19 protein-coding genes are annotated in these 26,600 nt (G+C 72.8%); 10 read left to right on the top strand and 9 right to left on the bottom strand.

Annotated elements, in window-relative coordinates; all coding sequences use genetic code 11:
- Positions 1-184: 184 nt before the first annotated feature.
- Together EHO50_RS03265 and EHO50_RS03260 are read left to right on the top strand one after the other, a co-directional pair.
- On the top strand, positions 185-1,819 hold the full coding sequence (locus EHO50_RS03265) for a sensor histidine kinase (protein ID WP_425472119.1): 1,635 nt from the start codon (positions 185-187) through the stop codon (positions 1,817-1,819).
- The gene (locus tag EHO50_RS03260; protein ID WP_128428257.1) at positions 1,816-2,496 is read left to right on the top strand and encodes a response regulator; all 681 of its coding nucleotides are present in this window, start codon (positions 1,816-1,818) and stop codon (positions 2,494-2,496) included. The genes EHO50_RS03265 and EHO50_RS03260 overlap by 4 nt, the downstream gene beginning before the upstream one ends.
- Here the strand turns inward: EHO50_RS03260 and EHO50_RS03255 are convergent.
- The gene (locus EHO50_RS03255; protein ID WP_128428256.1) at positions 2,493-2,789 is read right to left on the bottom strand and encodes a DUF1876 domain-containing protein; all 297 of its coding nucleotides are present in this window, start codon (positions 2,787-2,789) and stop codon (positions 2,493-2,495) included. The two genes, EHO50_RS03260 and EHO50_RS03255, sit on opposite strands and share 4 nt — an antisense overlap.
- A 421-nt stretch (positions 2,790-3,210) precedes the next feature.
- Between EHO50_RS03255 and EHO50_RS03250 the strand changes: the two genes are divergently transcribed.
- Positions 3,211-3,888 (top strand): response regulator transcription factor, encoded by a 678-nt coding sequence (locus EHO50_RS03250; protein ID WP_128428255.1) that lies wholly within the window; start codon positions 3,211-3,213, stop codon positions 3,886-3,888.
- Positions 3,878-5,146, top strand: coding sequence for a sensor histidine kinase (locus EHO50_RS03245; protein WP_220096413.1), 1,269 nt, complete (start codon positions 3,878-3,880; stop codon positions 5,144-5,146). Before EHO50_RS03250 ends, EHO50_RS03245 begins: the two co-directional genes overlap by 11 nt.
- Before the next feature lie 34 nt (positions 5,147-5,180).
- On the opposite strand, the gene EHO50_RS03240 is transcribed toward EHO50_RS03245, so the two are convergent.
- On the bottom strand, positions 5,181-5,825 hold the full coding sequence (locus tag EHO50_RS03240) for a hypothetical protein (RefSeq protein ID WP_128428254.1): 645 nt from the start codon (positions 5,823-5,825) through the stop codon (positions 5,181-5,183).
- Positions 5,826-5,984: 159 nt separating this feature from the next.
- On the opposite strand from EHO50_RS03240, the gene EHO50_RS03235 reads away from it, so the two are divergent.
- Complete coding sequence (locus EHO50_RS03235) at positions 5,985-7,349, top strand: hypothetical protein (protein ID WP_128428253.1); 1,365 nt, start codon at positions 5,985-5,987, stop codon at positions 7,347-7,349.
- A 63-nt stretch (positions 7,350-7,412) separates the two neighbouring features.
- Here EHO50_RS03235 and EHO50_RS03230 read toward each other — a convergent pair whose 3' ends face one another.
- The 7 genes from EHO50_RS03230 to EHO50_RS03200 form a co-directional block, all read right to left on the bottom strand.
- Positions 7,413-8,447: a rod shape-determining protein gene (locus EHO50_RS03230; protein WP_128428252.1), complete on the bottom strand. Its 1,035-nt coding sequence runs from the start codon at positions 8,445-8,447 to the stop codon at positions 7,413-7,415.
- 216 nt (positions 8,448-8,663) lie between these two features.
- Positions 8,664-13,337: an SAV_2336 N-terminal domain-related protein gene (locus tag EHO50_RS03225; protein WP_246100999.1), complete on the bottom strand. Its 4,674-nt coding sequence runs from the start codon at positions 13,335-13,337 to the stop codon at positions 8,664-8,666.
- A gap of 37 nt (positions 13,338-13,374) precedes the next feature.
- Positions 13,375-14,391: an AAA family ATPase gene (locus tag EHO50_RS03220; protein ID WP_128428250.1), complete on the bottom strand. Its 1,017-nt coding sequence runs from the start codon at positions 14,389-14,391 to the stop codon at positions 13,375-13,377.
- A 58-nt stretch (positions 14,392-14,449) separates the two neighbouring features.
- Positions 14,450-16,375, bottom strand: a complete 1,926-nt coding sequence (locus EHO50_RS03215) for a VMAP-C domain-containing protein (protein WP_128428249.1) — start codon at positions 16,373-16,375, stop codon at positions 14,450-14,452.
- A gap of 103 nt (positions 16,376-16,478) precedes the next feature.
- Positions 16,479-17,816, bottom strand: coding sequence for a carboxyl transferase domain-containing protein (locus EHO50_RS03210; RefSeq protein WP_128428248.1), 1,338 nt, complete (start codon positions 17,814-17,816; stop codon positions 16,479-16,481).
- On the bottom strand, positions 17,809-19,254 hold the full coding sequence (locus EHO50_RS03205; protein ID WP_128428247.1) for an acyl-CoA synthetase: 1,446 nt from the start codon (positions 19,252-19,254) through the stop codon (positions 17,809-17,811). The genes EHO50_RS03210 and EHO50_RS03205 overlap by 8 nt, the downstream gene beginning before the upstream one ends.
- A 68-nt stretch (positions 19,255-19,322) precedes the next feature.
- Positions 19,323-20,693, bottom strand: a complete 1,371-nt coding sequence (locus EHO50_RS03200) for an SLC13 family permease (protein WP_128428246.1) — start codon at positions 20,691-20,693, stop codon at positions 19,323-19,325.
- A gap of 243 nt (positions 20,694-20,936) precedes the next feature.
- On the opposite strand from EHO50_RS03200, the gene EHO50_RS03195 reads away from it, so the two are divergent.
- The 5 genes from EHO50_RS03195 (at position 20,937) to EHO50_RS03175 (ending at position 26,579) form a co-directional block, all read left to right on the top strand.
- Positions 20,937-21,623, top strand: coding sequence for a FadR/GntR family transcriptional regulator (locus EHO50_RS03195; protein WP_128428948.1), 687 nt, complete (start codon positions 20,937-20,939; stop codon positions 21,621-21,623).
- A 189-nt stretch (positions 21,624-21,812) separates the two neighbouring features.
- Positions 21,813-24,215, top strand: a complete 2,403-nt coding sequence (locus tag EHO50_RS03190) for a glycosyltransferase (RefSeq protein WP_128428245.1) — start codon at positions 21,813-21,815, stop codon at positions 24,213-24,215.
- 14 nt (positions 24,216-24,229) lie between these two features.
- Positions 24,230-25,456 carry an acyltransferase family protein gene (locus EHO50_RS03185; protein WP_128428244.1) on the top strand — a complete coding sequence of 409 codons (1,227 nt, stop codon included), beginning with the start codon at positions 24,230-24,232 and terminating at the stop codon, positions 25,454-25,456.
- A gap of 89 nt (positions 25,457-25,545) precedes the next feature.
- On the top strand, positions 25,546-26,157 hold the full coding sequence (locus EHO50_RS03180; protein ID WP_128428243.1) for a TetR/AcrR family transcriptional regulator: 612 nt from the start codon (positions 25,546-25,548) through the stop codon (positions 26,155-26,157).
- Positions 26,154-26,579, top strand: a complete 426-nt coding sequence (locus EHO50_RS03175) for a DUF6069 family protein (protein ID WP_220096412.1) — start codon at positions 26,154-26,156, stop codon at positions 26,577-26,579. The genes EHO50_RS03180 and EHO50_RS03175 overlap by 4 nt, the downstream gene beginning before the upstream one ends.
- Positions 26,580-26,600 lie beyond the last annotated feature (21 nt).

Genomic DNA, 26,600 nt, shown 5'->3' with positions numbered 1-26,600 from the left:
ATCCGGCGCCATGATTGTGCGATTCCTGAGACACCCCGTCTTGGTTCTGTGACCATTGAAGGTTGAGTTCATAGTGGTCATAACGGCACGACGACAACGGAGCCAACGGAGCCAGCGGCGCCAACGGCGCCAACGGCGCCACACGCTCGCCGGTGAGCTGCTGAGATGGCAGCTCGCCATTGTCGTGATCGTGCTGGCCGCCGTCGCCGCGGTCTCGCTGGCCCAGTCGAAGGCGACCTTCGACCGGGTCGAGGGACGCCGGGTGACCGCGCTCGCCGAGGAGATGGCCGGCAACCCGCTCGTGCGCACCCAGCTGGTCCGGCCCGCGCCGGCCGAGATGCTCGCCCCGCTGCTCCAGTCCACGCTGACCAGGTCCGGCGTCACCTCGGCCACCGTCGCCGACGCCGGCGGCAAGATCGTCGCCTCGACCAACCCCACCCTCGTCGGCACGCGGATGCCGTCCGACGGTCCGCAGGTCGCCGACGGCCGCGGCTGGTCCGGCGAGCTGCCGGTGAACGGCGTCATCGAGCTGGTGGCGCAGGCGCCGGTGCTCAATGCGGAGGACGACACGGCCCGCCGCCTCAAGGCCGGGGACCACCTCGGCACCGTGATGATCGGGCGGGCCTCGCCGTCGGTCGGGCAGCGCCTGGTGGGCGCCTCGTCCTATCTGCTCGTCTACCTCGGCGTCGCCAGCGTCCTCGGGGTGGCCGGCTCCTGGCTGCTGGCCCGGCGGATCAAACGGCAGACCTTCGGCATGGAGCCGCGCGAGATCGCCGGGCTCGCCGAACACCGGGAGGCGATGCTGTTCGGGATCGCCGAGGGCGTGGTGGCCCTCGACCCGCAGCAGCGGCTCACCCTCGTCAACGCCGTCGGCCGGGGGCTGCTCGACCTGCCCGAGAACTGCGTCGGCATGAGCCTGACCGACCTCGGCATCGAGGGACGGCTGTACGACGTCCTGGCCGGGACCGCGCCCGAGGGAGAGCCCGACGAACACGCCAGGCGGGACGAGGTCGTCGTACGCCGGGGCCGCGTCCTGGTGATGAACCGGATGGACGTCACCAAGGACGGCCGCCGCCTCGGCTCGGTGACGACCCTGCGGGACCGCACCGAACTCGCCCAGCTGGAGCGCGAGTTGGGCTCCTTCCGCAGCACCACCGAGCTGCTGCGCGCCCAGGCCCACGAGTTCTCCAACCAGCTGCACACCATCTCCGGGCTCATCCAGATCGGCGAGCACGACGAGGTCGTACGGTACGTCCGCGCCCTGCGCAAACACCGCGAGTCGCTCGATCTGAACCTCACCAGCCGGGTCCGCGACCGGGCCGTCGCCGCGCTGCTCATGGCCAAGTCGTCGCTCGCCGCGGAACGCAAGGTGCGGCTGAAGATCTCCGAGCGCACCGCCCTGGAGCGGCTGGAGCCGACCGACTCGGCGGACGTGGCGACGGTACTCGGCAACCTCGTGGACAACGCGGTCGACGCGGCGGCGAGCGGGGCCGGATCCGTATCGCCGGCGGCAGGCGACGACGAGCAGGGCGCGTGGGTCGAGGTCGAGCTGCGCCAGGACGCCTCCAGCGTGGAGATCGTCGTACGGGACTCCGGGCCGGGGGTTGCGCCCGAGCTCGCGCAGGAGGTGTTCTCGCACGGGTTCACCACGAAGGCCGCGCAAGGCGGCGACCGGGGGATCGGCCTGGCGCTCACCCGGCTGGTGTGCAAACGCCGGGGCGGCGAGGTTTCGGTGACCAACACGCGGGCGGGTGCCATGTTCACCGCCCGGATGTCCGTCGGCCGTCCGGCCGACCTGGCGACGGAGGGAGTCCGGTGATCGACGTACTGATCGTGGAGGACGACTTCATGGTGGCGCGGATCCACCGCGGATTCGTCAACGACGTCGACGGGTTCCGGGTGATCGGCACGGCGAACTGCGGGGAGCAGGCGCTCACCGCCGTCGCCGAGCTGCAACCCGACCTGGTGCTGCTCGACCTCTATCTGCCCGACATGTTCGGCCTGGAGATCATTCCCCGGCTGCGGACCGCCGGCCACGACTGCGACGTCATGGTGATCAGTGCCGCACGCGAGTCGGACGCGGTCCGCGGCGCCGTACGCCAAGGCGTCGTCGACTATCTGCTCAAGCCCTTCGACGCCGGGGATCTGAGGGCGCGGCTCGAGCAGTACGCGGCGCGGCGGAGCAACCTCTACGCGGCGGTCGTCAGCGGGCAGTCCGATGTCGACCGGGCGCTGGCGCGGGGCGCGGCGCCGGTCGCCACGGCGGCCACCCTGCCCAAGGGCATGAGCGTGGAGACCGCCGAGCTGATCGAACGGGAGCTGCGCGCGACCGCCGGCAGCCTTTCCGCCGCCGAGTGCGCGGCCCGGCTCGGGGTGTCACGGGTCAGCGCCCGGCGGTACCTGGAGCACTTCAGCGTCACCGGGCAGGCGGAGGTGTCGCTGCGGTACGGGCACGCGGGGCGGCCGGAGCGGCGGTACAGCTGGCGGGACGGCTAGGGCGTCTCCCACGCCCGGCTGCGTTCCTGGTCGACGGGGCCGGCCAACTCCACGATGTCGTCGGACGCGATGTCGTGCAGCCTGATGGCCAGGTCCTCCAGGGCGCGGCTGGCGGCGAGTTCGTCGCCGATCTCGGGGATGGGCCGGTCGATGGGATTGCGGTGGGCGACGCCCCGGCCGGTGACGGCCGGTGTGTCCTGCGATGCGTTCTGAGTGGTCAGCACGGCCTCGGCGCGGGTGTCGTCGCCGTCCTCGGTGATGTGGATCCGGACGGTCCAGTTCTTGTCTTCCATCGAGATCACTTCCGTACGGGGTCGGGAACCCTACTGATGAGCGTGCGCCTGTTCCCGGGCCGGGGCCAGCGCGAGCCGACGGTTCGAGCTCGGCAGGAACCGCAAGGAGGACAAACGGCGCACGCCGTCGTACCCCGAGCTGATTCCGACCGCGGAGGCATGACAAGAGCCTCCGTGGGCACGATGTGCCGAAAGGTTGCGGAGAGAAGGCTGGTCGCACCGGCCCGAGCCAGAGAACGAGGAGGGCGCCATGAACCGCCAGGCCCACGTCCGTGTTCGTGTCACCCGCAGGCCCGCCGCTCCCCGCGACACCAGGGGCGAGATCGACCGACGCACCCCCTCGGGGCGGATCCTGCCGTACTGACACCGGGCCGCGTACTGACACCGGGCCGGGGCGTCCTCACCGACGTAGCGTGAGGGCATGCGGGTGCTGGTCGTCGAGGACGAGGAGCGGTTCGCGGCGGGGCTCAGGGACGGCCTGGAGGCCGAGGGCTTCGCCGTCGACATCGCGCTCGACGGGGTGGACGGGCTGTGGCTGGCCCGCGAGAACAGATACGACGCCATCGTGCTCGACGTCATGCTGCCGGGGCTCAACGGCTACCGCGTCTGCCGGTCGCTGCGCGCCGAGCGCGACTGGACGCCGATCCTCATGCTCACCGCCAAAGAGGGCGAGTGGGACGAGATCGAGGGCCTCGACACCGGCGCCGACGACTATCTGACCAAGCCCGTCTCCTACGCCGTACTCCTCGCCCGGCTCCGGGCGCTGCTGCGGCGCGAGGCGCGGGAGCGGCCCGTCGTGCTCGCCGCGGGTGATCTGCGGCTCGACCCGGCGGCCCGCACGGTCAGCCGGGCCGGGCGCGCCGTCGAGGTCACCGCGCGGGAGTTCGCGGTGCTGGAGTTCCTGCTGCGGCGGGCCGGGGACGTGGTGTCCAAGCGGACCATCCTCGACCACGTGTGGGGCGACGACTTCGAGGGCGATCCGAACATCGTCGAGGTGTACGTACGGCGGCTGCGCAACAAGGTCGACCGGCCGTTCGGGCGGCAGTCGCTACTGACTCTGCGCGGGCACGGGTATCGGCTCGTGCCCGATGACGGGTGAGGCCCACAAGCACATGACGGGTGAGCGATACGAGCGCAGGCTGCGGGCGGTAAGGGTCCGGGCCACGGTCGTCGTCGTGCTCGCCGTCGCCCTCGCCCTGGTCGCCGCCGGGGTCGGGCTCGTCGTCGGGCTGCGCACCGAGCTCAGCGACGACGTACGGAACGCCGCCCGGGCCCGCGCCTCGGACGTGGCCCGGGTCATCGAGGCGGGCCGCGGGGTGCCCGCGCCGACCGTGGCCGCTCCCGACGAGGAGTTCCTCCAGGTCGTCGCCGCGGACGGCACGGTCGTCGCGGCCAGCGAGAACGTCGAGGGACAGCCCGCGCTGGCCCGGCTGGACCCCGGCGGGAGCGCCTCCGTCGACACCCCGCTGGACGACGACCCCTTCCTGGTGGTCGCGGTCGGCGCCCGGGACGGCGCCCGCGAACTGGTCGTCCTCGACGGGCGGGACGCCTCCGGGGTCGCCGAGGCCACGGACACGGTGACCTGGCTGCTGCTCATCGGCCTGCCCGTCCTGCTCGCCCTCGCGGCCACCGCCACCTGGATCGCCGTCGGCCGGGCGCTGCGCCGAGTGGCCCGGGCCGAGGCCGCCCAGCGCCGGTTCGTCTCCGACGCCTCGCACGAACTGCGCTCACCCGTCGCCACCGTCCGCCAGCACGCCGAGGTCGCCCTCGCCCACCCCGAGCGGTCCGACACCGGCTCCCTGGCCGGCACGGTCCTGGACGAGGCCGTACGCATGCAGCGCCTCGTCGACGACCTGCTGCTGCTCGCCCGCGCCGACGAGAACGCCCTGCTGCGCGGTGGCCGACGGCCCGTCGACCTGGACGACCTGGTCCTGGCGGAGGTACGCCGGCTGCGCTCGGCCTCGCCGGGCCTGCGGGTCGACAGCACGGCGGTGGGCGCGGCCCGCGTGACCGGCGACGCGGAGGCGCTCGGGCGCCTGGTGCGCAACCTGGGCGAGAACGCGGCCCGGCATGCCCGCGAGCGGGTGGCGTTCGCGCTGGCGGACGCCGGGGACGGGTGGGTGCGGCTGGTGGTGGAGGACGACGGTCCCGGCATCCCGGCCACCGAACGGGCGCGGGTCTTCGACCGTTTCGTACGGCTGGACGAGTCCCGTGCGCGCGGGGCGGGCGGCGCGGGACTGGGCCTCGCGATCGTCGCGGAGGTGGCGGCGGCGCACCGGGGGCGGGTGGAGGCAGGGGTGAGCGAAGGGCTGGACGGGGCGCGGTTCACGGTGCTGCTGCCGTCGGCCGAGGAGTGACGGTGGTCGCCGGGGGAGGGGCTCAGCTCTTGGCTCAGCTCTTGTACCAGCCCCCCGTCTTCGCCCCCTCGTTCGGGTCGAACGACTGGTGGAGGCCGATGAGCGCGGCGATCAGGCGTGGATCCCAGCCGACCGTGAGGACCTGGTAGTCCTCCGCCATGCCGCGGAAGACGACGTGGGCACGGCCCGAATCGTCCCGCCAGATCACCCGGCGAGGCGCGCGGAAGCCGCCGTCGCCCCAATCGGAGAAGACCGACCAGATCGCCACCACCAGGCTGAGGGGAAACCCGAACGGCCACCACAGCACCCACCACCCCATGCGGCCCCGGAACCCCCGCAGCGCCGGGCCCGCGACCGGCTCCACCGTCCACCGCGTCCGGCCGAACCCGAGCAGCAGGCCCCGACGCAGCGTCATCCGCCCCAGCGGTGCGCCTTGCGGGTCCACCACGCGGTAGACGCCGGGCCGCCCGCTCACCCGGGACGGGGACTGCTCGGTCACCACCCTGGCGAGGGAGTGGCTGCCGCTGCTGCCATGGCCGACGACGTGGAAGGCGCGGTCGGACCCGGACAGCACCAGCGCGGGAGCGGCGGTCGTGTCGCGGTGGAGCCATACGGCACCAGGGTCGGCCGTGTTGCGGATGCTCGGGGGAGACACGCTGTACGAAACGTTGTAGGTCACTTGCCCCTGGGCCACGCATTCCCCCGGCACTACTGGTGGTTTTTTGCTGGTGGCAATGGTCTCACCCCGCTTTCTGACAGGGCGTTCAGGGGCGTTCAGGCTGCGTTCAGTGCGGGCGGGCGATGCTCGGACCATCGGACCGGCATCGAGGAGGCCGCCATGAACACTCAGCACAGGATCCTGTGGCCAGGGGCCGTCGTGGGCGCCGTTGTGCTGATGGCCGGCGCCTGTTCCGGGAACGCCGGCGGATCGGAGCGGACGGGCACCGACGACTGTGTGCGCGTCGTCGACGAGGAGACCGGCGAGACGGGCAAGGACTGTCTGCCGCTCGCCCCCGAGAACGACCGCGTCGACCTGACCGAGCCGACGTTCACGCACCCGACGCCGATCACCAACCCGCTGCACCCCACCAGCGAGGTCGACCAGGTCGTCATGGGCGGCCAGGCGGACGGCGAGGTGTTCCGCACCGAGGTCAGCACACTGCCCGGCAGCAAGACGATCACCTTCGACGACAGGACCGTCCAGGCCCTGATCCAGCAGTACGTCGCTTTCGCCGACGGCCGTATCCACGAGGTCGCCCTCGACTGGTACGCCCAGGCCGACGACGGTTCCGTCTGGTACCTCGGCGAGAACGTCTTCAACTACGACGACGGCGTGGTCGCGGACACGGAGGGCACCTGGCAGGCGGGCCGGGACGGGGCGCCCGCCGCGATGATCATGCCTGCGCATCCGGAGAAGGGTGACGTCTACCGGCCGGAGAACCTCCCCGGCGTCGTCTTCGAGGAGGTCACCGTGAGGGAGGTCGACCAGACCGTCGACGGGCCGTACGGGAAGGTCGAGGGCGCGATGACGGTGCGCGAACTGCACATGGACGGCTCCACCGAGGACAAGACCTTCGCGCCGGGCTACGGCGAGTTCTCCACCGGCAACGCGGGCGGAGACCTGGAGGCGGTGTCGCTCGCGGTGCCGACCGACTCCCAACAGGGGCCGCTGCCACGGGAGTTGGCCGCACTGGAGCGGGCGGCGCAGGCCGCGCAGGACGGCGAGGTCACCGACGCCGACCTGGGCGCGGTGCAGGGCGCGTGGTCGGCGTACCGCGACTCCGACGCCGTACCGAAACTGCTGGACCGGCAGATGTCACGCGACCTCGACACGCTCGACGAGGCCGTCGCCGCGAAGGACGACGAGGAGGCGCTCGGTGCCGCGCTGCGGGTGGCGCAGAACACCTCGGATCTGCGGCTGCGTCACGAGCCGGTGCGGACGGTGGACCTGGACCGGTTCGCCCTGTGGGCACGGCAGTTGGGGATCGACGCCGGGGCCGGGGACGAGGGAGCCGTCGCTGGTGACGTCACCAGCCTCGAACTCGTCTGGGAGCGGCTGAAGGACGAAGCGCCCCGGGCCGAGGCGGCCGCGGTCACGGCCGACCTGCGCGAGGCCCGCGAGGCCGCCGACCGCAAGGACGTGACGGCGGCCGGGCAGCTGGCGCCGAGTCTGGCGGAGGAGATCGCCGCGCTGAAGGGCTGATGCAATGACGCGCTGACGGGCCGACCCCGGCCGCGGTGACCCGGCCGGGCGCGCGCCCGGCGTTCAGGTGGCCGGGTCCAGCTCCAACGGCTCGATCTTGCCCTCCAGCATGGTGCCCAGACCCTGCACGGCGCAGATGTCGGGCCGCTCGGCGATGTGCACGGGCATGCGCGTGGCCTGCCGCAGCATCTGGTCGAACCCGGGCAGCAGCGCACTCCCGCCGACCATCATGATCCCCCGGTCGGCGAGGTCGGCGACCAGATCGGGCGGGCAGTCGCGCAGCACCTTGCCGATGCTGTCGAGGACGCCGGTGAGCGGCGTCTGGATGGCGTGTCGTACGGCGGCGGTGTCGACCTGGACGCTGCGGGCGAGACCGGTGCAGACGTCGCGGCCGTGGATCTCGGTGGAGGCGGGGCCGTGCGGCGTGAGCCCGTTGCCGGAGAGCGCGAGCTGCAGGGGCCGTACGCTCTGGCTGGGCAGCATCAGTTCGTGCTCGTGGCGCAGGTGCTGCACGATGGCGTGGTCGACGGCCTCGCCGCCGACCAGGACGCGTTCGGCGGTGACGATATTGCCCAGCGAGAGCACGGCGACCTCGGTCGCGGCCGCCCCGCACACCATGATCATGCTGGCCTCGGGCTGCTCCACGGGCAGCCCGCACCCCACGGCGGCGGCGATGAGCGTGTCCACGAGCTCCACACGCCGCGCGCCGAGCCCGACGAGCGTCTCGATGGCAGCGCGCTGGGCGAGCGGGTCGGGGTTGTGCGGAGTGCAGACCGCGGCGCGCAGGAAGGGCTTGCGGCGCAGCGTGCGGCGGACTTTGTCGCCGATGAGCTGCCGCAGCATGCGTTGCGCCATCTCGATGTCGACGACGGTGCCGCCGGAGACGGGCCGTACGACACGGATGTAGTCCGGGGTACGGCCGGTCATCCTCTCCGCGAACTCACCGACCGCGATGAGGGCGCCGGTGCGGGTGTTGACGGCGGCGGCGGAGGGCTGGTCGACGACGAGCCCGGAGCCCTTCACATAGACGCGGGTCCTGGCCGCCCCCAGGTCGACGGCGAAGTGGCAGCGGCGCAGCTGCTCCATTGTGGCGGTCATGGGGGGTCCTCCCGAGAGCGCAGACCATGGGTCCGCCGGGTGGGTGGCGGGCCTCGCGTGGGGTGTGTGGGTCGTTGTGTGCGGGGCCGGCATGTGTGGCGGCCTCCCTCGCATCGTGCGGGCGGCCGGGAGGGGGGCGCCTTTTGGAGGGGGCCGGGTGGGGTGCCGCTGAATGGGGGGTTTTGCATCTGATGGGGAGTCAGGCGGCGTGTCGGGTCACAGGGAGCGGGTGGCTTCGAGTATGGGCTGGAGGGAGTCGACGATCAGGTCGCAGCCGGCCTTGCGCAGGCGCCGTTCGGTGGCGGGGGAGTCGGCGTAGCCGATGACGGGCAGGTCCAGCTGCCGGGCGGCGGTGACCTCGGCGGCCGTGGAGGTGACCAGGAGGCTGACGGCGGGTCGGCCGAAGTGGTTCAGGGCGAGGCGGAGGCATTCCGGATCGGGCATCAGCAGCCGGCCCCGGCCGAAGATCGCTGTCAGGGGGAGTCCTGGGTAGTCCAGATGGCGGTGGACAGCCCGCTCGGAGAAGTTCGTGACGACAGCCACGGCGCGACCGGAGATGCGCAGGACGCGGACGAGGTCGGCGGCGCCCGGGGTGGGGCGGGCCTGGGCCACGGCCCGCAGTTCGAGCTCGTCGAGGCGGTCCCGGAGGAGGGGGGCGACGCTGCTGTCGGCGAACGCGCGCAGTACGTCCAGGGGGTGCACCATCTCTTCCTGGAGCGGGATCGGGCCATTGCCCTCGGCGGTGAGCGGACGGCCCGCCAGCGCGTCCTCGGGGTCGCGGTGATCGACGACCACGGAGAGCAGCTCCAGGGCGGCACTGCGGGCGCCCTTCGTGGAGAACGGCCTGGTCAGGGGGCCTTCGAAGCCGAGCAGCACGATGTCGGCGGCGCCCAGGAGGTCCGCCGGGGTCAGCGGGGCCCCGGCGGGCGGTTTCTGGGGAGCCGGGGTCTGGGGAGCCGGGGCGGGCTGCACCTCCGACGTCAACTGGACCGAGCACGTCACCGACAACCCCGGCACGGGCCACCTGCGCAGCCCGTTCTCCACGGCCTGCTGGGCGGCACCGGCCCGGCGCAGCGGATGCCGGCGGGTGATGCGGAACGCCTCGTTGTGGAAGTGCTCGATCAGGACGTTCGCGACCTGCGCGGTCTCGCCGAGGACGAAGGCGACCGGGTCGGACACATGCCAGGAGAGCTCGAAGGTGGCCGCGAAGGTGCCACCGCCGGAACTCGGGAGGGCGACCTGATGCGCTGAGCTGTGGATGGTGAGGTCGACCTCGTAGTACGTGACGTCGAGGGGGCGGCGTTTGCCCCAGGGCTGGTCCGGGTTGAGGAGGGTGAGGGCGCCGTCGGGCCGGGTGTGGACGATGGCCGTACGGCTCGGGTCCGAGGCGCGCAGGCCCAGGATGTCAGGTTTGGTGAAGGGGCCGCGTACCAGGTCGCGGGGAGCGGGCTCCGGTTCGGACGCCCGCAGGGACAAGGGGCAGTACCAGGCGATGGGCTCAGATCCGGGTGTGCCGCGGTGCAGCGGCAGGAATGCCGAAGTGCTGGAGAGCTCCGCGTGCAGCTCCGGCGAGACGACGACCGTGATGTCCGCGGCGAGCGGCTCCAGGGCTGTCCGTACGTCGGGCGCGACGGCGGGCTCGTCCACGCCCGCGATCCAAGGGCTGTGCCAGAACGTGACCCGGAACTTCGGTGGGTCCTCCAACTCGGCGAGCGCGACCGGAAGGTGGAGCAGCGCCGCGCTCACCACCGGCAGGACGGCGGCGTCGGGCTCGATGAGGACGACGTAGCCGTCCTCGCGGGCCAGCAATTCGTACTGTTCCACGACCAGCTGTGCCGCCGAGAGCAATCGGTCCGCGGCGCGACGGAGGGCGCGGTGGGCCTCCGGGTGCTCGCTCAGCCCCGGGGCTTCGAGGACGATCGTCGGGCGTGGCGTGGGGCGCAACTCGTGGTACAGCTCCTGCAGAGCCGGATCGACGGGGGTGCCGTACTGCTGTCGGTACTCCTCGTAGGACTCGTACGCCTCGATTGCCTCCGCTGTCCGCCCCACACCCTTCAGCGCCAGGATGTGCAGCCGACGGAAGTCCTCGCGGTCCGGGTGCTCCTGGACGAGAGCGGTGAGGTCGGTCGCCGCCTGCGCGAAGTCGCCCATCTTCAGGTCGAGTTCGGCGCGGGTGGCGTACAGGCTGAGGCGCAGGGCGCGCAGGCGGGCGCGGGTGGCGTGCGCGGCCGGGCCGGGGACGCCGTCCAGTGGGTCGCCGTAGAAGAGGCTCAAGGCGTCCTGGACGATGGAGCGTTGGGTTTCTGGAGTCAGAACGTCGGTGCGGCTGTCGACGATTTCCTCGCAGTGGTGTACGTCGAGGTAGTCGCTCCGGCGGTTGCCGGGCAGATGGAGGGCGTAGCCGTCGGGGAGTTCGGCGAGGGTGCCGGGGCCGAGGCATTGCCGCAGCTCTGTGGCCACCTCGCGAAGGCGGCTCACCGCCTCCAATCCCCACGGAGGCCGCTCCCACAGGCCCTTGGCCAGTGTGTCGAGACTGACGCGGCGGCCCTGTTGGAAAAGGAGCATGCACAGCACGGCCTGGGCATCCGGGGGCGGGAGGGTGAGGAACCGTCCTGAGCGCCTGATGTTCATCGGGCCGAGCAGGGTGATGCGCAGTCGGTCGGCCTCCAGCCCGCTCAGTGACCAGTCGAAGGCTGTCGAGCGCGGCAGTCGCCGTACGGCGTCGACCGGGTTCTCGCCCCGGGCCAGTTCCGCCAGCATCCGCTGGAATCGCAGGCTGGCTGGACTGTTCGAGGCCAAGTCCCTCAGCAGCGACCCGAACATGAGGAAGTCCGACCGCTCATCGTGTCCCTCCGACTGCTCCCCCAGCGCGAACCTGCTGATCATCACCGACCCGTCCGGCCGCAGCAGCAGACCGTCCCAGCCTTCCTGCCCGCGCACCAGGCCGCGCTCGTGCAGGGCCTCCAGCGCGGGCACGACGTCCGCGACCAGCTGGGCGAAGACCCGGAAGGAGACCCCCGGCCCGCTGCCCAGCTGCAGTTCGGCCAGGGTGACGCCGTCCACGAACTCGGCGACCAGGTACGGGTGTTCACCTTCCACGCCGTGGTCCAGCACGCGCACCACGTTCGGGTGCCGCAGCTCCGTCAGGGCCTGCGCCTCCCGCAGGAACCGCTCCTGCGGAGCCTGCTGAACCGGATAGCGGTGGACGACCACCGGCAGGTCGGTCCACACGTCGACCGCCGCCCACATGCGCTGACTCGGCCCCCGCCGCCCCAGCAGCCGATACCGCCCGGCGAAGAGGTCCTTGCCCCCACCTCCTCCACCGAGCCGCCGTACCGTCTCCTCCCTGACCGTCGCGAAGGCGGCACCCCCGCCCTCCGAGCCGTCGCCCGCTCGCGCCTCCGCCCGGAACTCGCCCGGCCTGATCGCCGCCTCTTCGTCGATCAACCCGCCGACCCGGGCGAGGAATTCACGGGTCCGCGCCCGCGCCGTACGCGGTAACGACCGCAGCAGCAACTCCCGTACGCCCGGCCGGAACTCGTACGACCCCGGCGGTCCCGGGATCGCCGTCAGCAGGCCGCTGAGGATGATCTCGGCGAGGTGCTGGGGGCGCGGGCTGCGGTCCAGGGCGCGTTGGACGAGGCGCATCACCGGCAGGGAAGGGTCGGCCAGGGCGAGATGGCCGGCGATGCGGAACGCCTCCGGGGACGCGGTCGCCCGGAACCGCAGCACCAGGTCCTGCGACGGCAACGCGGCGATGTCGGGGGCCGGTTCGGCGGGCGGGAGGGGCGCGGGTGGCAGCCAGGCCAGGGCGCCGGGTGCGTGGCCGCCGCCCGGTGCTGCGATCAGGGCGGCCCAGTTGGCGAGCCAGGCCGGGGCCGGTTCCAGGACGGGGAGGGGGACGGACAGGTCGTGCGAGTGGGGTGTCGCGTCGTACGGCGCGAAGGTCAACGCGGCCGACGGCGCCGCCGCCGTCGGAGCCGTGAGCAGGCCGGGGGCGGCGGGCAGGGCCGTGGTGTGCCAGAGGTGTTCGGGCAGTGGCTGTACGACGGCCAGGGGCATGCGGGTCGCCCAGCGGCGCAGGGTGCGGTACCAGCGGTCGCCCGCCGGGCCGGGGCGCCACTGCGGGCCCATGCAGTCGCTGACGACCAGGGTGACCGTGCGGCCGTCGGCGAGCGCGGGGACGTGGTGGGCGCGGCCGTCCGGGGTGGCCCGGTGCACGGTGACCGTGCGGAAGATGCCCGACTGGGCGAGCGCGGTGTGCAGTTCGCGTACCAGGGGGCGCCACACGGGCATCGTCGGGCCCGCGTCGTACACCAGGTTCAGGCGCAGCCAGCGGTCCGGCGCCGGGCGCAGCACCGGGAGCCAGACGTCGGGACGTCCGCCGAGCCGGGCGATCCGGTCGGCGGTGGCGTACTCGTCGAGGAGCCGGGCGCGGGGCGAGGGGACCTTGCGTTTGAGGGGACGCAGGGCGCGTTGCAGAGCGAGGGGGTGGGGGAGCATCGGGGGCGCCGGGGCGAGGAGCGGGGTGGTGCCGCGCGAGGGCGGGCTGTCGGGGCGCGGGGGCTCCGGGAGGTGGAGGGGGATGCGGTCGTCGGGGGGTGGGGTGGGGGACTGGTGGGGCGTGCTGCGGGGGGCTGGGGGCGGTGGTACGGCGGTGGGGGCGGGGGGTGTGTCGACGGCACTCTCCCGCAGGTGCCCGGCGGGTGACTCCCGTTCGGCCCGATTCCCTTCTGTGCCGCCCAACTGCCCGGCGAACCACAGCAGTTCGGCAAGCTCGCGAGACGTGGGCCCGGCTTCCGCGGAGGCGTCCCCACCCGTCACGGCGGTCAGAACGGCCGCCAGCCGAGCGACGGCGGAACCCTCGCTCTGCGCAGGAGCGCTCTGCACAGGAGCCTCCGGCCGGGAGACCGCCCGCCCCCGCCCCTCAGAATCCATCGCCGTCAGCCGCCGCGCTCAGATAAGGCATGAGCTGCTCGGCCAGCTTCTCCCGGGAGTCGGCTTCGAGGCCGGCGATGCCGGTGAGGTAGATGGCGTTGAGGAGCTGGTCCGTGGCCAGTGCGCCGGTGCCGGCGCGGGTCAGGAACTCGGTGATCAGGGCCTCCGCCCGTGTGTCGGGCTCGCCCAGGTGTGCGCGGACGATGTCGGTGAGCTGGTCGCGGTCGGGGCGGCGCAGCCGCAGTCGGACGCAGCGGCGCAGGAAGGCGGGCGGGAACTCGCGTTCGCCGTTGCTGGTCAGGACGACGAACGGGAAGGCGCGGCAGCGGACCCGGCCGCGGGAGATCGTCACCGGGGTGTCCGTGCCGTCGGCGAGGACATGGGCCGTGCCGTCGGGGGAGTGGCGGGCCGCGCGGACCAGTTCCGGGATCTCGTACTGGCCCTCCTCCAGGATGTTCAGCAGGTCGTTCGGGAGGTCGAGGTCGCTCTTGTCGATCTCGTCGACGAGGAGGGCGCGCGGGCGGTCGTAGGGGAGGAGGGCGGTGCCCAGGGAGCCGAGGCGCAGATGGTCCTCGACGCCGTCGGCGGCGGGGCCGTGGCCGTCGTCCCTGCGCGCCGCGTACAGGCGGGAGAGCGGGTCGTACTGGTAGAGACCGTCGGCGAGGGTGCTGCGGCTGGTGATGTTCCAGCGCAGGACGGGGCCCAGGCACAGCTCGCGGGCGACCGCGTAGGCGAGGGACGACTTGCCCGTGCCGGGCGGGCCGGTGACCAGCAGCGGGCGGCGCAGGCAGAGCGCTGCGTTGACCAGCTGGACGCTCTCGGGGGTCGGCACGTAGGTCCTCGCCCGGTGCACACGGTCCGGGGAGACCGCCGCCTCGTCGTCGGTCTCGCCGGGCGGCGGCAGCGCAGGGCCGCCGTCGAACGCCCGCCAGGGCGGCGGCGGGGGCAGCTCGGCGATGCCGTCGTGCGGCTCGTTGGTGCCGGTGTAGACGGACCAGTGCGGCATGGGGCGCTCTCTCCGGTTGCTCTCCGTTGACGGTTTCCGGCGCCGGTCAGGCGACGGGTCAGGCGACGGGTGACCTTGTGTGTACGGCCGTGGCGTGCGGGTCGGTGAAGCGGCGGGGGTCGTCCCACAGGAGCTGGATGTCGCGCGCCCAGTGGTCGTCCTCCGCGTCGGCCCGCTGGCGCAGACCGAGGACCTGGCGAGGGAGTTGGGCAGGCGGCACGCGGGTGGCGAGTCCGTCGAGGGCCTCCAGGAACGCCGTACCGGGGCAGTCGGCGGAGCCCGCGCAGTCGGCCTGGTCCGGGTCGCAGCCCTGCCGCGACCACACGATCACCGGGGCCGGTGCGGTGAGCGACGTCTCGAAGTGCGGGCGGGTGCGGGCCGAACGGGGTGTCGCGCCGAACCCCGCCAGGCACACCTCGGACTGCACCAGCGCCAGCCGCAGCTTCCTGGGGTCCTCGGCGCCCCCGCACGCGACGCGGTGCACACGGGCGCCGGTGCGGGAGTCCAGGCGCTGCCAGGCGCTGGTGAGGATGTGCCGGGTGCTCGTTCTGCGCCGGGCGTGGTCGGTGACCACCACCGGGTGGACGCAGCCGAGCGGTGTGTCGTCGTCGGGGCCCTTCTCCCAGCGGTCGACCGGCCAGTCCAGCCAGTCGCGGGGCAGCGCGAAGGCGATCAACTCGTCGGCGCCGGGCGTCAGATGACAGAAGGCGTCCTCGATCCGCTCCTGGACGTACGCGCGCAGCCGGGACCTCGGAACCGTCTCCGCCGGGACCGGATGCCGGCGCCCCGCGCTGTACGCCGACACCTCGACCCGCACCAGGTCGTCGCCGGCGCCGCTGTGGCCCAGCTCGACGAGGATGGCGCCGGTCTCGGCCGGGGGCGGGGCGGTGAGCAGGGCGTCGAGCCGCTCGGCGAACCGGGTCACGGTGCCCGGGTCGTCCACCTCGCACAGCACGAACCACGCCGCCGACCACAACGACCCGAAGCCCTCGACGGGCGGCAACGGATCGAACGGGCCCGCGGCGGCGGCGTAGAGCCGGACGGGGTCACAGTCGAGACCGGCACGGGCGGCCTTCTCGACGAGCGCGCGCAGCCGGGGACCGTCGGGGTGGCCGGGGCTCGGGGTAGGGGTGTGGTGGTGGGGTGCTGGGCACGGAGGGGGTACGTCCAGGTCGGGCACGGCATGCGGAGCGGGCATCCCAGGCGCGTGCGCGGGTCCCGGGGGCGTCCAGTGCGCGGGTCCCGGGGGCGCCCAGTGCGCGGGACGCGGTGTCGGCACGCCGTGCGGGGGCGCGAGGTCCCGCCCGGGCGCACCGTCGACGTACGCGTGCCCTGGGCTCGGCGTGCCCCGCAGGTGCGCGGAACCCGGTATCGGCACGAGGGCGCTGAGGTCGGGCCAGTAGCGAGCCAGGACGTGCGTGGGCATCATCCGGCCGGTGCGTACGCCGTGGGGGCGGGCCGCTGCCGTGACCATGCCGATGACCTGGCCGGTGTCGACCAGGGCGACCGCGGCGCCGCTGAACCCGACGGCCAGTGGCTGGCCGTGCCCGCTCCAGGCCTCCAGCTGGACCCACTCGCCGCTGATCAACAGTTGCGCCGCGACGGTACGGAACTCGGCGATCGTGCCGTCCTCGTCGTACCCGGCCGGGAACCCGTAGGCCACGAGCTTGCGGTCGCCGTGTGCCGCGTCGGCCGGGGCGAGCGACGCCGGGGCGATCGCCATCTCGCGGTCGAGTTCCAGCACGGCCAGATCGCCCAGTTCGTTGACGCGGCCGTCCCAGCCGCCGTGCGCCACGACCCGCGCGGCCGCCGGAGCGTCCCCGGGGCGCTGCGGGAAGGTCACGGTCACCGGGTCGAAGCCGCTGTTCTCGACGACGTGCGCACAGGTGAGCACCTTGTCCGGGGCCACCAGGAAGCCCGCGCCGGACACCCTGCCCCCGCACGAGATCCGGGCGTGCCACTCGGCACCCTTCAGGCCTGTCATGACGCCCCCGTCACCCTGTCGCCCCGTCGTCCGTCGAGCAGGACCATTGTTCCGGACGGGCGTTGAGGTTGTCCCGGTTTCCGACCCGGTTCCCGCCCCCGCCCTACCCCTCGACGACCCCCCGGATCACGCCCAACTCCACCAGGTCCTGCGGCCGGATCCGCAGCTGATCCGCCGTCGCCTCCACCTCCCCCGGCCCCCGCTTCAGGATCGCCGCCGCCAACTCGGGCGCGATGACCGAGAAGTAACTGTCCGGCGTGGCCCAGGTGTTGCCCGGCGCCGCCAACGCCAGCGCCCCGCCCGAGCCGCCCTCGCCGATGACCAGCGTCGTGATCGGGACGCGGGCCGCGGCCACCGCGCCGAACAGGTCGGCGATCGCGGCGCCCACCCCCTGCCGTTCCGCCGCCGCGTCATTGGCGGCGCCCGGTGTGTCCACCAGCGTCAGAACGGGGACGCCGAGTCGGTCCGCGAAGCGGATCAGGCGGGCGGCGGTGCGGTAACCGGCGGGTCGGGTGGCCTTCCCCGTCTGGGCGGCGTAGGCGACCGTACGGCCCTCGTGCGCGCCGAAGCCGCACAGCATGCCTTCGGTGTCGACGCCGCCGCAGCGGTCGCCGCTGATCGGGGCGCGGTGGGTGAAGGCGTCCAAGTAGGCCTCGGCGCGGGGGCGTTGCCGTGCCCGGGCCCTTCGGACCGCGTCCCAGCCCGTGGCGGGCAGGTCGTGCGCGCCCAGGGCGCGGGGCACCGGGGCCTCCGGCGCGGGCGGTCCCGCCAGCAACCGCAGCCAGCGCCCCAGCACCTCCCGCAGTTCCGCCGGCTGTACGACGGCGTCCGCCGCCCCCGCCGCCACCTGCGCCTGAGCCGTGTACGCCGCCGGATCCGCGTCGGGTGGGCGGACCCGGGAGCCCGCGAAGCCGACCTGGGCGCCGGGCAGGGCGAGGACGACGTCGGCCCCCGCGCCGAGCGTGGCCCAGCCGCCGCCCGTCGTGGGGTCGCGCAGGACCGCGATCTGAGGCAGGCCTGCCTCCCGCGTGAGCGCCGACTGGCGGGCCACACGCTGGAGTTGGGTCAGCGCCACCATGCCCTCCTGCATGCGGCTGCCGCCCGTGGCGACCAGCGGGACGACCGGGAGGCGGTGGGCGCGGGCGTAGGCGTACGCCGCCTCCAGCCGGTCCCCGGTGCGTTCGCCGAGCGAGCCGCCCAGGAAGCCGAACTCGAACGCCAACAGCACGGCCCGGGTGCCCGCCACGCTCGCGGTGCCGCAGACGACCGACTCCTCCTCGCCGGTGCGCTCGGCGGCACGCGCGCGTGAGGCGCCGTAGCCCTGCCAGGAGAGCGGGCCGTCCGGGCCGGACTGCCGTTGCGGGTGGGGGAGTTCGGTGAACGTGGAGTCGTCGGCGAGTCGCGCGACGACCTCGCGTGCCGACAGGCGCCGCTCAGTCATGGGTCAGGGCCCGCTTCATGATCTTCCCCATGTCGTTGCGGGGGAGGGCGTCGAGGTAGTGGACCTTGCGGGGACGCTTGTGCGGGGCCAGTCGGGCGGCGACGTGGTCCGCCAACTCCTCCGCGGGAGGTGGCGAGTCGGGATCCGCCGGGACGATCCACGCCACGATCCGCTCGCCCAGATCGGCGTCCGGTTCGCCGGTGACCGCGGCCTCCCGCACACCCGCGTGTTCGAGGAGCGCGTTCTCGATCTCACCCGCGCCGATCTTGTAACCCCCGCTCTTGATCAGGTCGGTGGCCTTACGGCCGACGATACGGACGTATCCGTCGGCGTCGCGTACCGCCATGTCGCCGGTACGGAACCAGCCGTCCTCGGTGAAGGCTGCGGTCGTCGCGTCGGGGCGGTTCAGGTACTCGGTGAACAGGTTCGGGCCGCGCACCTGGATCTCACCCACGGTCTCGCCGTCGTACGACGTGATCGGCGTCCCGTCCTCCTCCACGAGCCGCAGCTCCACGCCGGGCAGCGGCACGCCGACCGTCCCGGCCCGCGGCTCGCCGTCCGCGCGGACGCTGGTGTTCATCAGCGTCTCCGTCATGCCGTAGCGCTCGATCACGCGCTGCCCGGTCGCGGCCGTGATCCGCTCGTGGTCGTGCACGGGCAGCGCGGCCGAGCCCGAGACGAGAAGGCGGGCCTTGCCCAGCGCCTGCGCCAGGCCAGGGTCCTCGGGGAGCGCCTGGGCGATGCGGTGGTACATCGTCGGCACGCCGAACACCATGGTCGCGCCGTCGTTCAGCTCGCGCGCGACTCCTTCCGTGCTGAACCTGCCGAGGTGCCGTACACAGCCGCCGCGGCGCAGGGGGCCGAGGATGCCGAGGACGAGGCCGTGGACGTGGAACAGGGGCAGGCCGTGGACGAGTACGTCGTCGCCGGTCCACTGCCAGGCGTCGGCGAGCGCGTCCAGGGTGTGCGCGACGGCGCGGCGCGGGATCACGGCACCCTTGGGCGGGCCGGTGGTGCCGGAGGTGTAGACGATCAGGGCGGGGTCGGCCTCGGTGGCCTGCTCGTCCGGGCAGGAGCCGACGGCCCGCACGTCGACGTCGACGCGCTCCAAGTCGCGCAGGGGGGAGGGGAGTTCCTCGCCCGGTGCGGCGAGTACGAGGCTCGGCGCGCTGTCGGACAGGATGTGCCCCAGCTCCTTCTCGCCCGACTTCGGGTTGAGCGGTACGGCGGCGATCCCGGCCTCCAGTGCCGCCACCACGGCGACGGCGGTCTCCAGCGTCGGCGTCGCCCAGACGGCGACCCGGCCCTTGCCCGCGATCCGGTCCGCGAGGGCACCGGTCGCGGCGGCGAGCTCCGGGTACGTCAGGGCCCGGTCACCGAACCTCAGGGCTGCTCGCCCCGCCGGACCGGACGTGAGTGCCGGGAAGAGAGAGGACACGCGTCGTACTCCTTAGCTGTCGCTGTCTGCCGTTGTCTGTCGCTGCCGACGTGCGCGGGGGCACGCGCCTACCCGAAACCCGGCACGACCATCACCAGCCACACCACCGCGGGCACCACCGCCACCACGATCCCTCCGTACACCATCAGCTGCCGGAAGAAACGCTCACGGTCGACATCCGGTGCCGCGGCCAGCACGAGCGCGCCGTTCGTCGAGAAGGGGCTCACGTCCACGACCGTCGCCGACACCGCGAGCGCCGCCACCATCCCGACCGCCCCGATCTCGCCCTGCGCCAGGAACGGCACGGCCAGCGGGATCAGCGCGCCCATGATGCCGACGGACGAGGCGAACGCCGACACGATCGCGCCGATGTAGCAGAGCAGTACGGCGGCCAGCAGCGGTACGCCGATGCCGCTGACGCCCTCACCGGCCCAGGTGATCGTGCCCATCTCGTCCAGTACACCGACGTACGTCAGCACACCGCAGATCAGCAGCACCGTCGGCCACGCGATCTCGCCGACCGCCTTACGGCTGTCCTCCGGCCAGGCGGTGCTCAGGAGGACGGCGAGCGTGATCGCGGTCAGACCGGCGTCCAGATCGAAGGCGAGGACGGCGACGACGAGGGCGACCAGGGAGAGGAGGGTGGCGGTGCGAGGGGGTGTGAGCGAGAGGGTGGGGGCGGGGGCCGTTTCGGGGGTGGCGGTCGTGGTGGTTGTGGGGGAGGGGCGGGTGCCGGGATCTGTCGTCGTCCCTGTGCCGCTCCGTTGTGGCTGGTCGCGCAGTTCCCCGCGCCCCTGAGGGGCGTCTCCCGCGCCCTTGGTTAGTGAGTCCTGCCGCCATAGCCGCAGACCCCCGCATACGACGAACACCACACCTGCGATGACGATGTTGACGATCAGGGAGGCCAGGAACAGCGTGACCTCGTTACCGGGTAGCTTCTCCCGCTCGACGATGCCGTTGACGATCGAGCCGTAGATGCTGATCGGCGAGAAGCCGCCGCCCTGCGCGCCGTGCACGACCATCGCGCCCATCAGCAGCGGACTGATCCCGTAGCGGGCGGCGAAGCTCAGCGCGATGGGCGCGACGATCGCGACGGCGGCCGGACTCACCGCTCCGATCGCGGTGAGTGCGCCGGTGAGGGCGAACATCACCCACGGGATGAGCGCCACCCGGCCCCGTACGAGCCGGACGGAGGCGTGCACCAGCCAGTCGGTGGTGCCGTTGGAGCGGGCGATGGCGAAGAGGTACGTGACACCGACGAGGACGACGAACAGGTCGCCGGGGAAGCCGGCGAAGATGCCGTCCGCGTCGAGGTCGGCGACGAGGGTGCCGACTGCGAAGGCGGCGGCGAAGGCGAGCGCGCCCATGTTGATCGAGCGGGTCGTGGCGATGACGAACACCACGGCGAGGACGAGGATCGAGATGAGTTCGGGGGACATACGGGCTCCCGTCGTTGGGTCCCGGAGCGGTTGCGGGTTCCACACCGCGTAGTGGCAGTGGCCAAGTGGCTGAGCCAATTCGGGGTGATGGCTGGATAGCGTGGGCGCGCGGCGACGGGACGTCAAGAGGTAGCGCAGAATTGGCTCAGCCACTCGACCACTCGGTCGCCCGGCCACTCATCCGCCCCGGTGCTACGCTCCCGGCGAGAGGGGGACCCCGTGACCGACGACGCCCTGCGCCCCATGACCAAGCAGCGCCTCTACGAGCAGGTGCTCGACCGGCTGCGCGCCTACGTCGCCGAGGGCGGCCTCGGTGCCGGGGACCGGCTGCCGACCGAGCGCGACCTGGCCCAGCGGCTGGGGGTCAGCCGGGCCTCCGTGAAGCAGGCGATCGTGGTCCTGGAGGTCCAGGGCCTGGTGGAGGTGCGGCACGGGGGCGGCACCTACCTCGTGCGGGACAGCCTCGACGTGGAGCCGGTGGAGCGGATGGTCGAGCGCCGCCGGCGCCTCCCGGACGTCCTGGAGGCCCGCGAGGCGCTGGAGACGAAACTCGCCGAACTGGCCGCCGAGCGCCGCACGGAGGAGGACCTCGCGGCGATGCGGGCGGCCCTCGCGCACATGGCCGAGGAGATCGAGGGCCACGGCCACGGAGTGGAGGGCGACCGCCTCTTCCACGCCGCGGTCACCGCCGCCGCGCACAGCAGCATCCTCGCCGAGTTCATGCGCTCCATCGCCGACCAGATCGCCGAGAGCCGCACCGAGTCCCTCCGCCAGCCCCACCGCCCCGCCCGCTCCCTCGCCCAGCACCAGGCGATCCTCGACGCGATCGCGGAAGGCCGCCCCGCACAGGCCGCCGCCGCCATGCGCCGCCACGTCCGTACGGTCGCGAAGGTGCGGTTGCTGGACTGGGAGCCGGACGGGGAAAACTAGCCGCCGGTTCCACGCTGCGAGATGTCCTCACACATCTCCTTGGCGTGGGCACGTAAAGGCAATCAACGTTTTACGCCGGCGCAGGTGTGGTGTCACAGCGCTCGGTGAGGCTACTGGCACGTACCGACAACACGTACGCACCGACAAAAGGTCCTCCCCCCACATCCGAACAGGATTGGACCCACATACATGCACACCGAACTGAGGCGCTCACCCGCGCCCCGGAACACTCTCGCCTGCCCTCCGACCGAGGAGTTCGACGAACCGGACGACAAACCGGACGAGTTCGAAACACCCCAGCACAGCCACGTCCTCGCGGTCGGTACCCCCGGCCCCCGGCGCGAAAGGCTCACCCGCACCCTCGAATCCACCGGCTACGCGGTCACCCACGCCGTCCCCGGAGACGTCGGCCGCAGCGTCCAGCAGGCCCCGCCCGACGCGATCGTCGCCCTCGAGGGTCATGGCGGCGTCGAACAGGCGGTGGCCGTCGTACGGGAGATACGCACCGCACCCCAAGGCCAGGTCCTGCCCCTCGTCATGGTCACCAACGACCGTGAACCCGCCGGTGTGGCACGGCTGTTGCGCAGCGGCGCCGACGACTGCCTGCCGGAGGCCGCCGACCCCGTCGAGCTGTCGGCCCGGATCGCGGCCAAGCTGCACCGCGTCCCGGTCCCCGTCGACCGGCTGGCCCTCGACCCGCGCACCGGCCTGCACTCCGCACCCCACTTCCACGCCGAACTCGACCGCGAACTGCGCCGCCCCCAAAGCCGTCCCGGACGTCGCGACGGCGTCCTCGCGGTGGTCGGCGTGGCCGAGGCGGACGCGCTGGAGGAACGGTTCGGAGCACGGGTGCGCCGCGAGGTCGCCGAACGCCTCGCCGGGGTCGCCGAGCGCCTCGGCAACGGTAGCGACCGGCTCGGCTGGGACGAGGAGGGGCGGCTGCTCGTCCTCATGCCCGGCGTGGACGAGGAGACGGCCCGGCGCGCACTGACGGAGTTCGCCTCCGCCGTGGCCGGCACCCGCTTCGTGGTCGCCGACGAGAACGTACGGCTGACCCCTGCCGTCGGCTGGCTGCCCCTCGCGGACGCCGACGGCCGGCCCGCCGAACGGATCGCCGAACGGGCCGTCGAACAGGCCGCCGACGCCGTCGCCGAGGCGCTGCGCCACCGCGATCTGCGGCCCGTCCGCTACGAGCCGTGGATGCGGGCCGCCGCCCCACGCCGCCGCGCCAAGAAGGTCGTACGACCGCTGCTGCTCGCCCTCTCCCCGCTGCTCGCGCTCCTGGTCGGCGTGGGCGTGCCGTTCGCGCTGTACGAGCAGGCGTACACGGTGCTGGGCTGGGACGTGGCCTCGACGGTCTACTGGGTCGTGGTCGCCGGACTCGTCCTCTCCGCCGCGCTGATCCTCCTCGAATGCCTCTTCTCGCTCGACGCGCCCACCCGGCCCGCGGCGCCCGCGCAGCCGTACCCGCCCGCGAGCGCGGTGATCGCCGCGTACCTGCCGAACGAGGCCGCGACGATCGTCGACACCGTGGAGTCCTTCCTGCGCCTCGACTACCCGAACGACCTGGAGATCGTCCTCGCGTACAACACGCCCCACGCGTTGCCGGTCGAGGACACCCTGCGGGAGATCGCCCGCCGCGACCGGCGGTTGGTGCTGCTTCCGGTGGCCGGCAGCACCTCCAAGGCGCAGAACGTCAACGCTGCCGTCAGCCGAGTGCGCGGCGAGTTCGTCGGCATCTTCGACGCCGACCACCATCCCGCGCCGGACGCCTTCCGCCACGCCTGGGACTGGCTGTCCCACGGCTACGACGTCGTCCAGGGCCACTGCGTGATCCGCAACGGCGACAGCTCCTGGGTGGCCCGGCAGGTGGCTGCCGAGTTCGAGGCGATCTACGCCGTCAGCCACCCCGGCCGGACCCGCCTGTACGGCTTCGGCATCTTCGGCGGCTCCAACGGCTTCTGGCGCACCGACCTGCTGGCCCGTATCCGGATGCACGGCTCGATGCTGACGGAGGACATCGACTCGACGCTACGCGCGTTGAGCGAGGGTGCGCGGATCGCCAGCGACCGGACGCTGATCTCGCGGGAGTTGGCGCCCACCCGTCTCAAACCCCTGTGGAACCAGCGCTCGCGCTGGGCACAGGGCTGGCTGCAGGTGTCGATGCGGCACCTGGGGCAGGCGCTGCGTTCGCCGTCCTTCACACGCCGTCAGAAGACGGGACTGGTAGTGCTGTTGGGCTGGCGCGAGGTGCAGCCGTGGCTGTCGCTGCAGATCCTGCCGATCCTGCTCCACTCGGCGGTCCGCGCGGGCGGCGCGGACCGCATCGACTGGGCCACCCCGGCATGCCTGCTCGCCTTCGCCTTCACCCTCTCGGCCGGATTCGTCCAGACGGCGTTCGCGGGCCGGCTCGCCCTGCCCGAACTGCGCAGCAGGCGCGGCTGGTTCTGGCGCCACGCACTGATCTCGACGGTCTTCTATACCCACTTCAAGAACATCGTCGCCCGGCAGTCGCACCTCAAGGAACTACTGGGGGACCGCCGCTGGCGGGTCACACCCCGCGCGGCGGCGAAGGCGGTGGGGCAGGAGTGAGCACCACACGCCAAATGAGCACCACACGCAGCCCCGAACTCCAGGGCTTCCGAGGCCTGGCCGCCCTCAGCACGGTCGTCTTCCACGTCTGGCAGCAGTACTACGTCTACGACGCACAGGGCGCCCACCCGCCGGTCGACAACCCCTACCTCGGGGCGCTGATCTCCCTGGAGGTCATCGACCTGTTCTTCGTCATGTCGGCGTACCTGCTCACGCTCTCCTACGCCCGTGCCGCGATCGACGGCGAGGACAGGACCCGCCCGGCGAGGGACTTCCTCTTCCGCCGGGCAACGCGCATCCTCCCGCTCTACTTCCTCGCGGTGCTCCTCGTCTGGTCCCTGCGCAACCCGTCCCTCCCCGGCGACTGGCGCGACCTGCTGGAACACCTCACGTTCACGCACGTCTTCGACCAGCAGCGCATCTTCTACACCCTGGGCCCGACCTGGTCGCTCTCCCTGGAGATCGCGTTCTACCTCACCCTGGTCGCCGTCGGTCCCCCGGCGATCCGCGCCTGCCGCCGCCTGCGCACCCGCCGCGCCCGCGTGCTGCTGTGCGCGTCGGGCTGCGCGGCGCTCTACCTGGCACCGGTGGCCTGGATCGCCGTCGCCCACCACGCCCTCGGCATCCCGCACACCAACTGGCCCGTGTACTTCGGCCCGCAGGCCCGCCTGGGCGGCTTCGCGGCGGGGATGTTGCTGGCGGTGCTGCTGGTGGCGCTGGGCGAGCGGGGCCGTATCGGCGCACGCCCGGCGACTGTGTCGGCGGTGACCGCGGCAGCAGGCCTGTACGCCCTGTCGTACTACTCCGACCCGGAGAACACCTGGCACACCTACTACCACCCCCTCGCCGCGCTCCTCTGGTTCGCCCTGCTCTACGCCACGCTCCACATCCGCACCCCGGCCCGCCCCGGCTGGCACGCCCTGCTGCGCTCACGATGGCTGACGGGCGTGGGCCTGGTCAGCTACAGCCTGTACATCTGGCACGAGCCGCTGATGCTGGCCCTGTACGAGGCCGGCGCCCTGCCCCGCTCCCAGGCGGGCTTTCCGCTGGCGGTGCTGTTCGTGGTCGCGGCGGGGGTGCTGGTCGCGACGGTGAGCTACTGGGCGGTGGAGTATCCGGGGAGCTTGCTGGCGGCGTTGCGGGACAAGAGGGGACGACCGCGGGAGTTCTATGCGGAGCCGGTGCCGGTGCCGGAGCCGCGTCAGGAGCTGAAGCCGAAGCCGGAGCCTGCGGTGCGGTGATCAGTTTCGTCCCCGGGGCACGGCAAAAGTGAGCGGAGTGAGTACTCACTCATTGACGGAGTGAGTACTCACTCCGTACTCTCGTGGTCATGACAGCGCCTAAGGAGAGCCAGACCACCCGCCGCCGCGCCCCCGGCATGTCGCCGGAGCAGCGGCGCGCGATGATCATCCAGACCGCGATCCCGCTGATCGCTGAGTACGGCGCCGCGGTGACGACCGCGAAGATCGCCCGCGCCGCGGGCATCGGCGAGGGCACGATCTTCCGGGTCTTCGCCGACAAGGACGAGCTGCTGCAGGCCTGCGTGGCCGAGGCGCTCTCCCCCGAGCACGCGGTCCGCGAGCTCGACGCGATCGACGTGTCCCAGCCGCTGCCCGACCGGCTCGCTGAGGCGGCCGAGGCGCTGCAGGCGCACATGTCCAGGATGGGCGCGATCCTCGGCTCGCTGGGGCATCGCGGCGGCAAGCACCCCGGCACGGTGCGGGGCGCGGGCCGCGACGAGTCGACGACCCGTATCCGCGCGGCCCTCGCGGAGCTGCTGGAGCCCGAAAAGGCCTCCCTGCGCCGACCGCCGGAGCAGATCGCGGCCCTCTTCTTCGGACTGCTCTTCACCCAGCCGCGTACGGAGGACGAGCCCGATCTGACCCCGCAGGAGCTGGTGGAGGTCTTCCTGCACGGGGCGCTCTCGGGGGACGCCAAGTGAGCGCGCGGAGAAGGCGTCTGGGGGTCACGGCCCTGGCCGTCCTGGCCCCCGTCCTGGTGTGGCTGGTCGCGGACCCACTGCTGGGGCACCGGCTGCGGATCGCCGACGGCGAGCAGACGCTCGACATCGGCGCCGTGCCCGTGGCGGTCGTCGCACTGCTCGCGTCGCTCTCCGGCTGGGGACTGCTGGCCGCCCTGGAGCGATTCGGGGCGCGGCGCGCCCGCGCCATCTGGACCGGGGTGGCCGGCGCCGTACTGGCCGTGTCCTTCCTGCCGTTCATCGGCGACGGCATGGACGGCGGCACCCGGGTCTCCCTCGCTGTGATGCACCTGGCGGTGGCGGCGGTGCTGGTCCCGGGGCTGGGCGGCAGGTCCCCCGGGGCGGGATCCGGTGCCGCCGGCAGGGCAGCCGCCGACTCCTAGAAGGCTCCGGCAAGGCTCAGG

It is taken from the genome of Streptomyces cyaneus (assembly GCF_004028635.1).
Taxonomy (GTDB): Bacteria; Actinomycetota; Actinomycetes; order Streptomycetales; family Streptomycetaceae; genus Streptomyces; species Streptomyces cyaneus.
The sequence above is the reverse complement of the archived record's forward strand: the minus strand, read 5'-3'. Positions and strand labels throughout refer to the sequence as shown.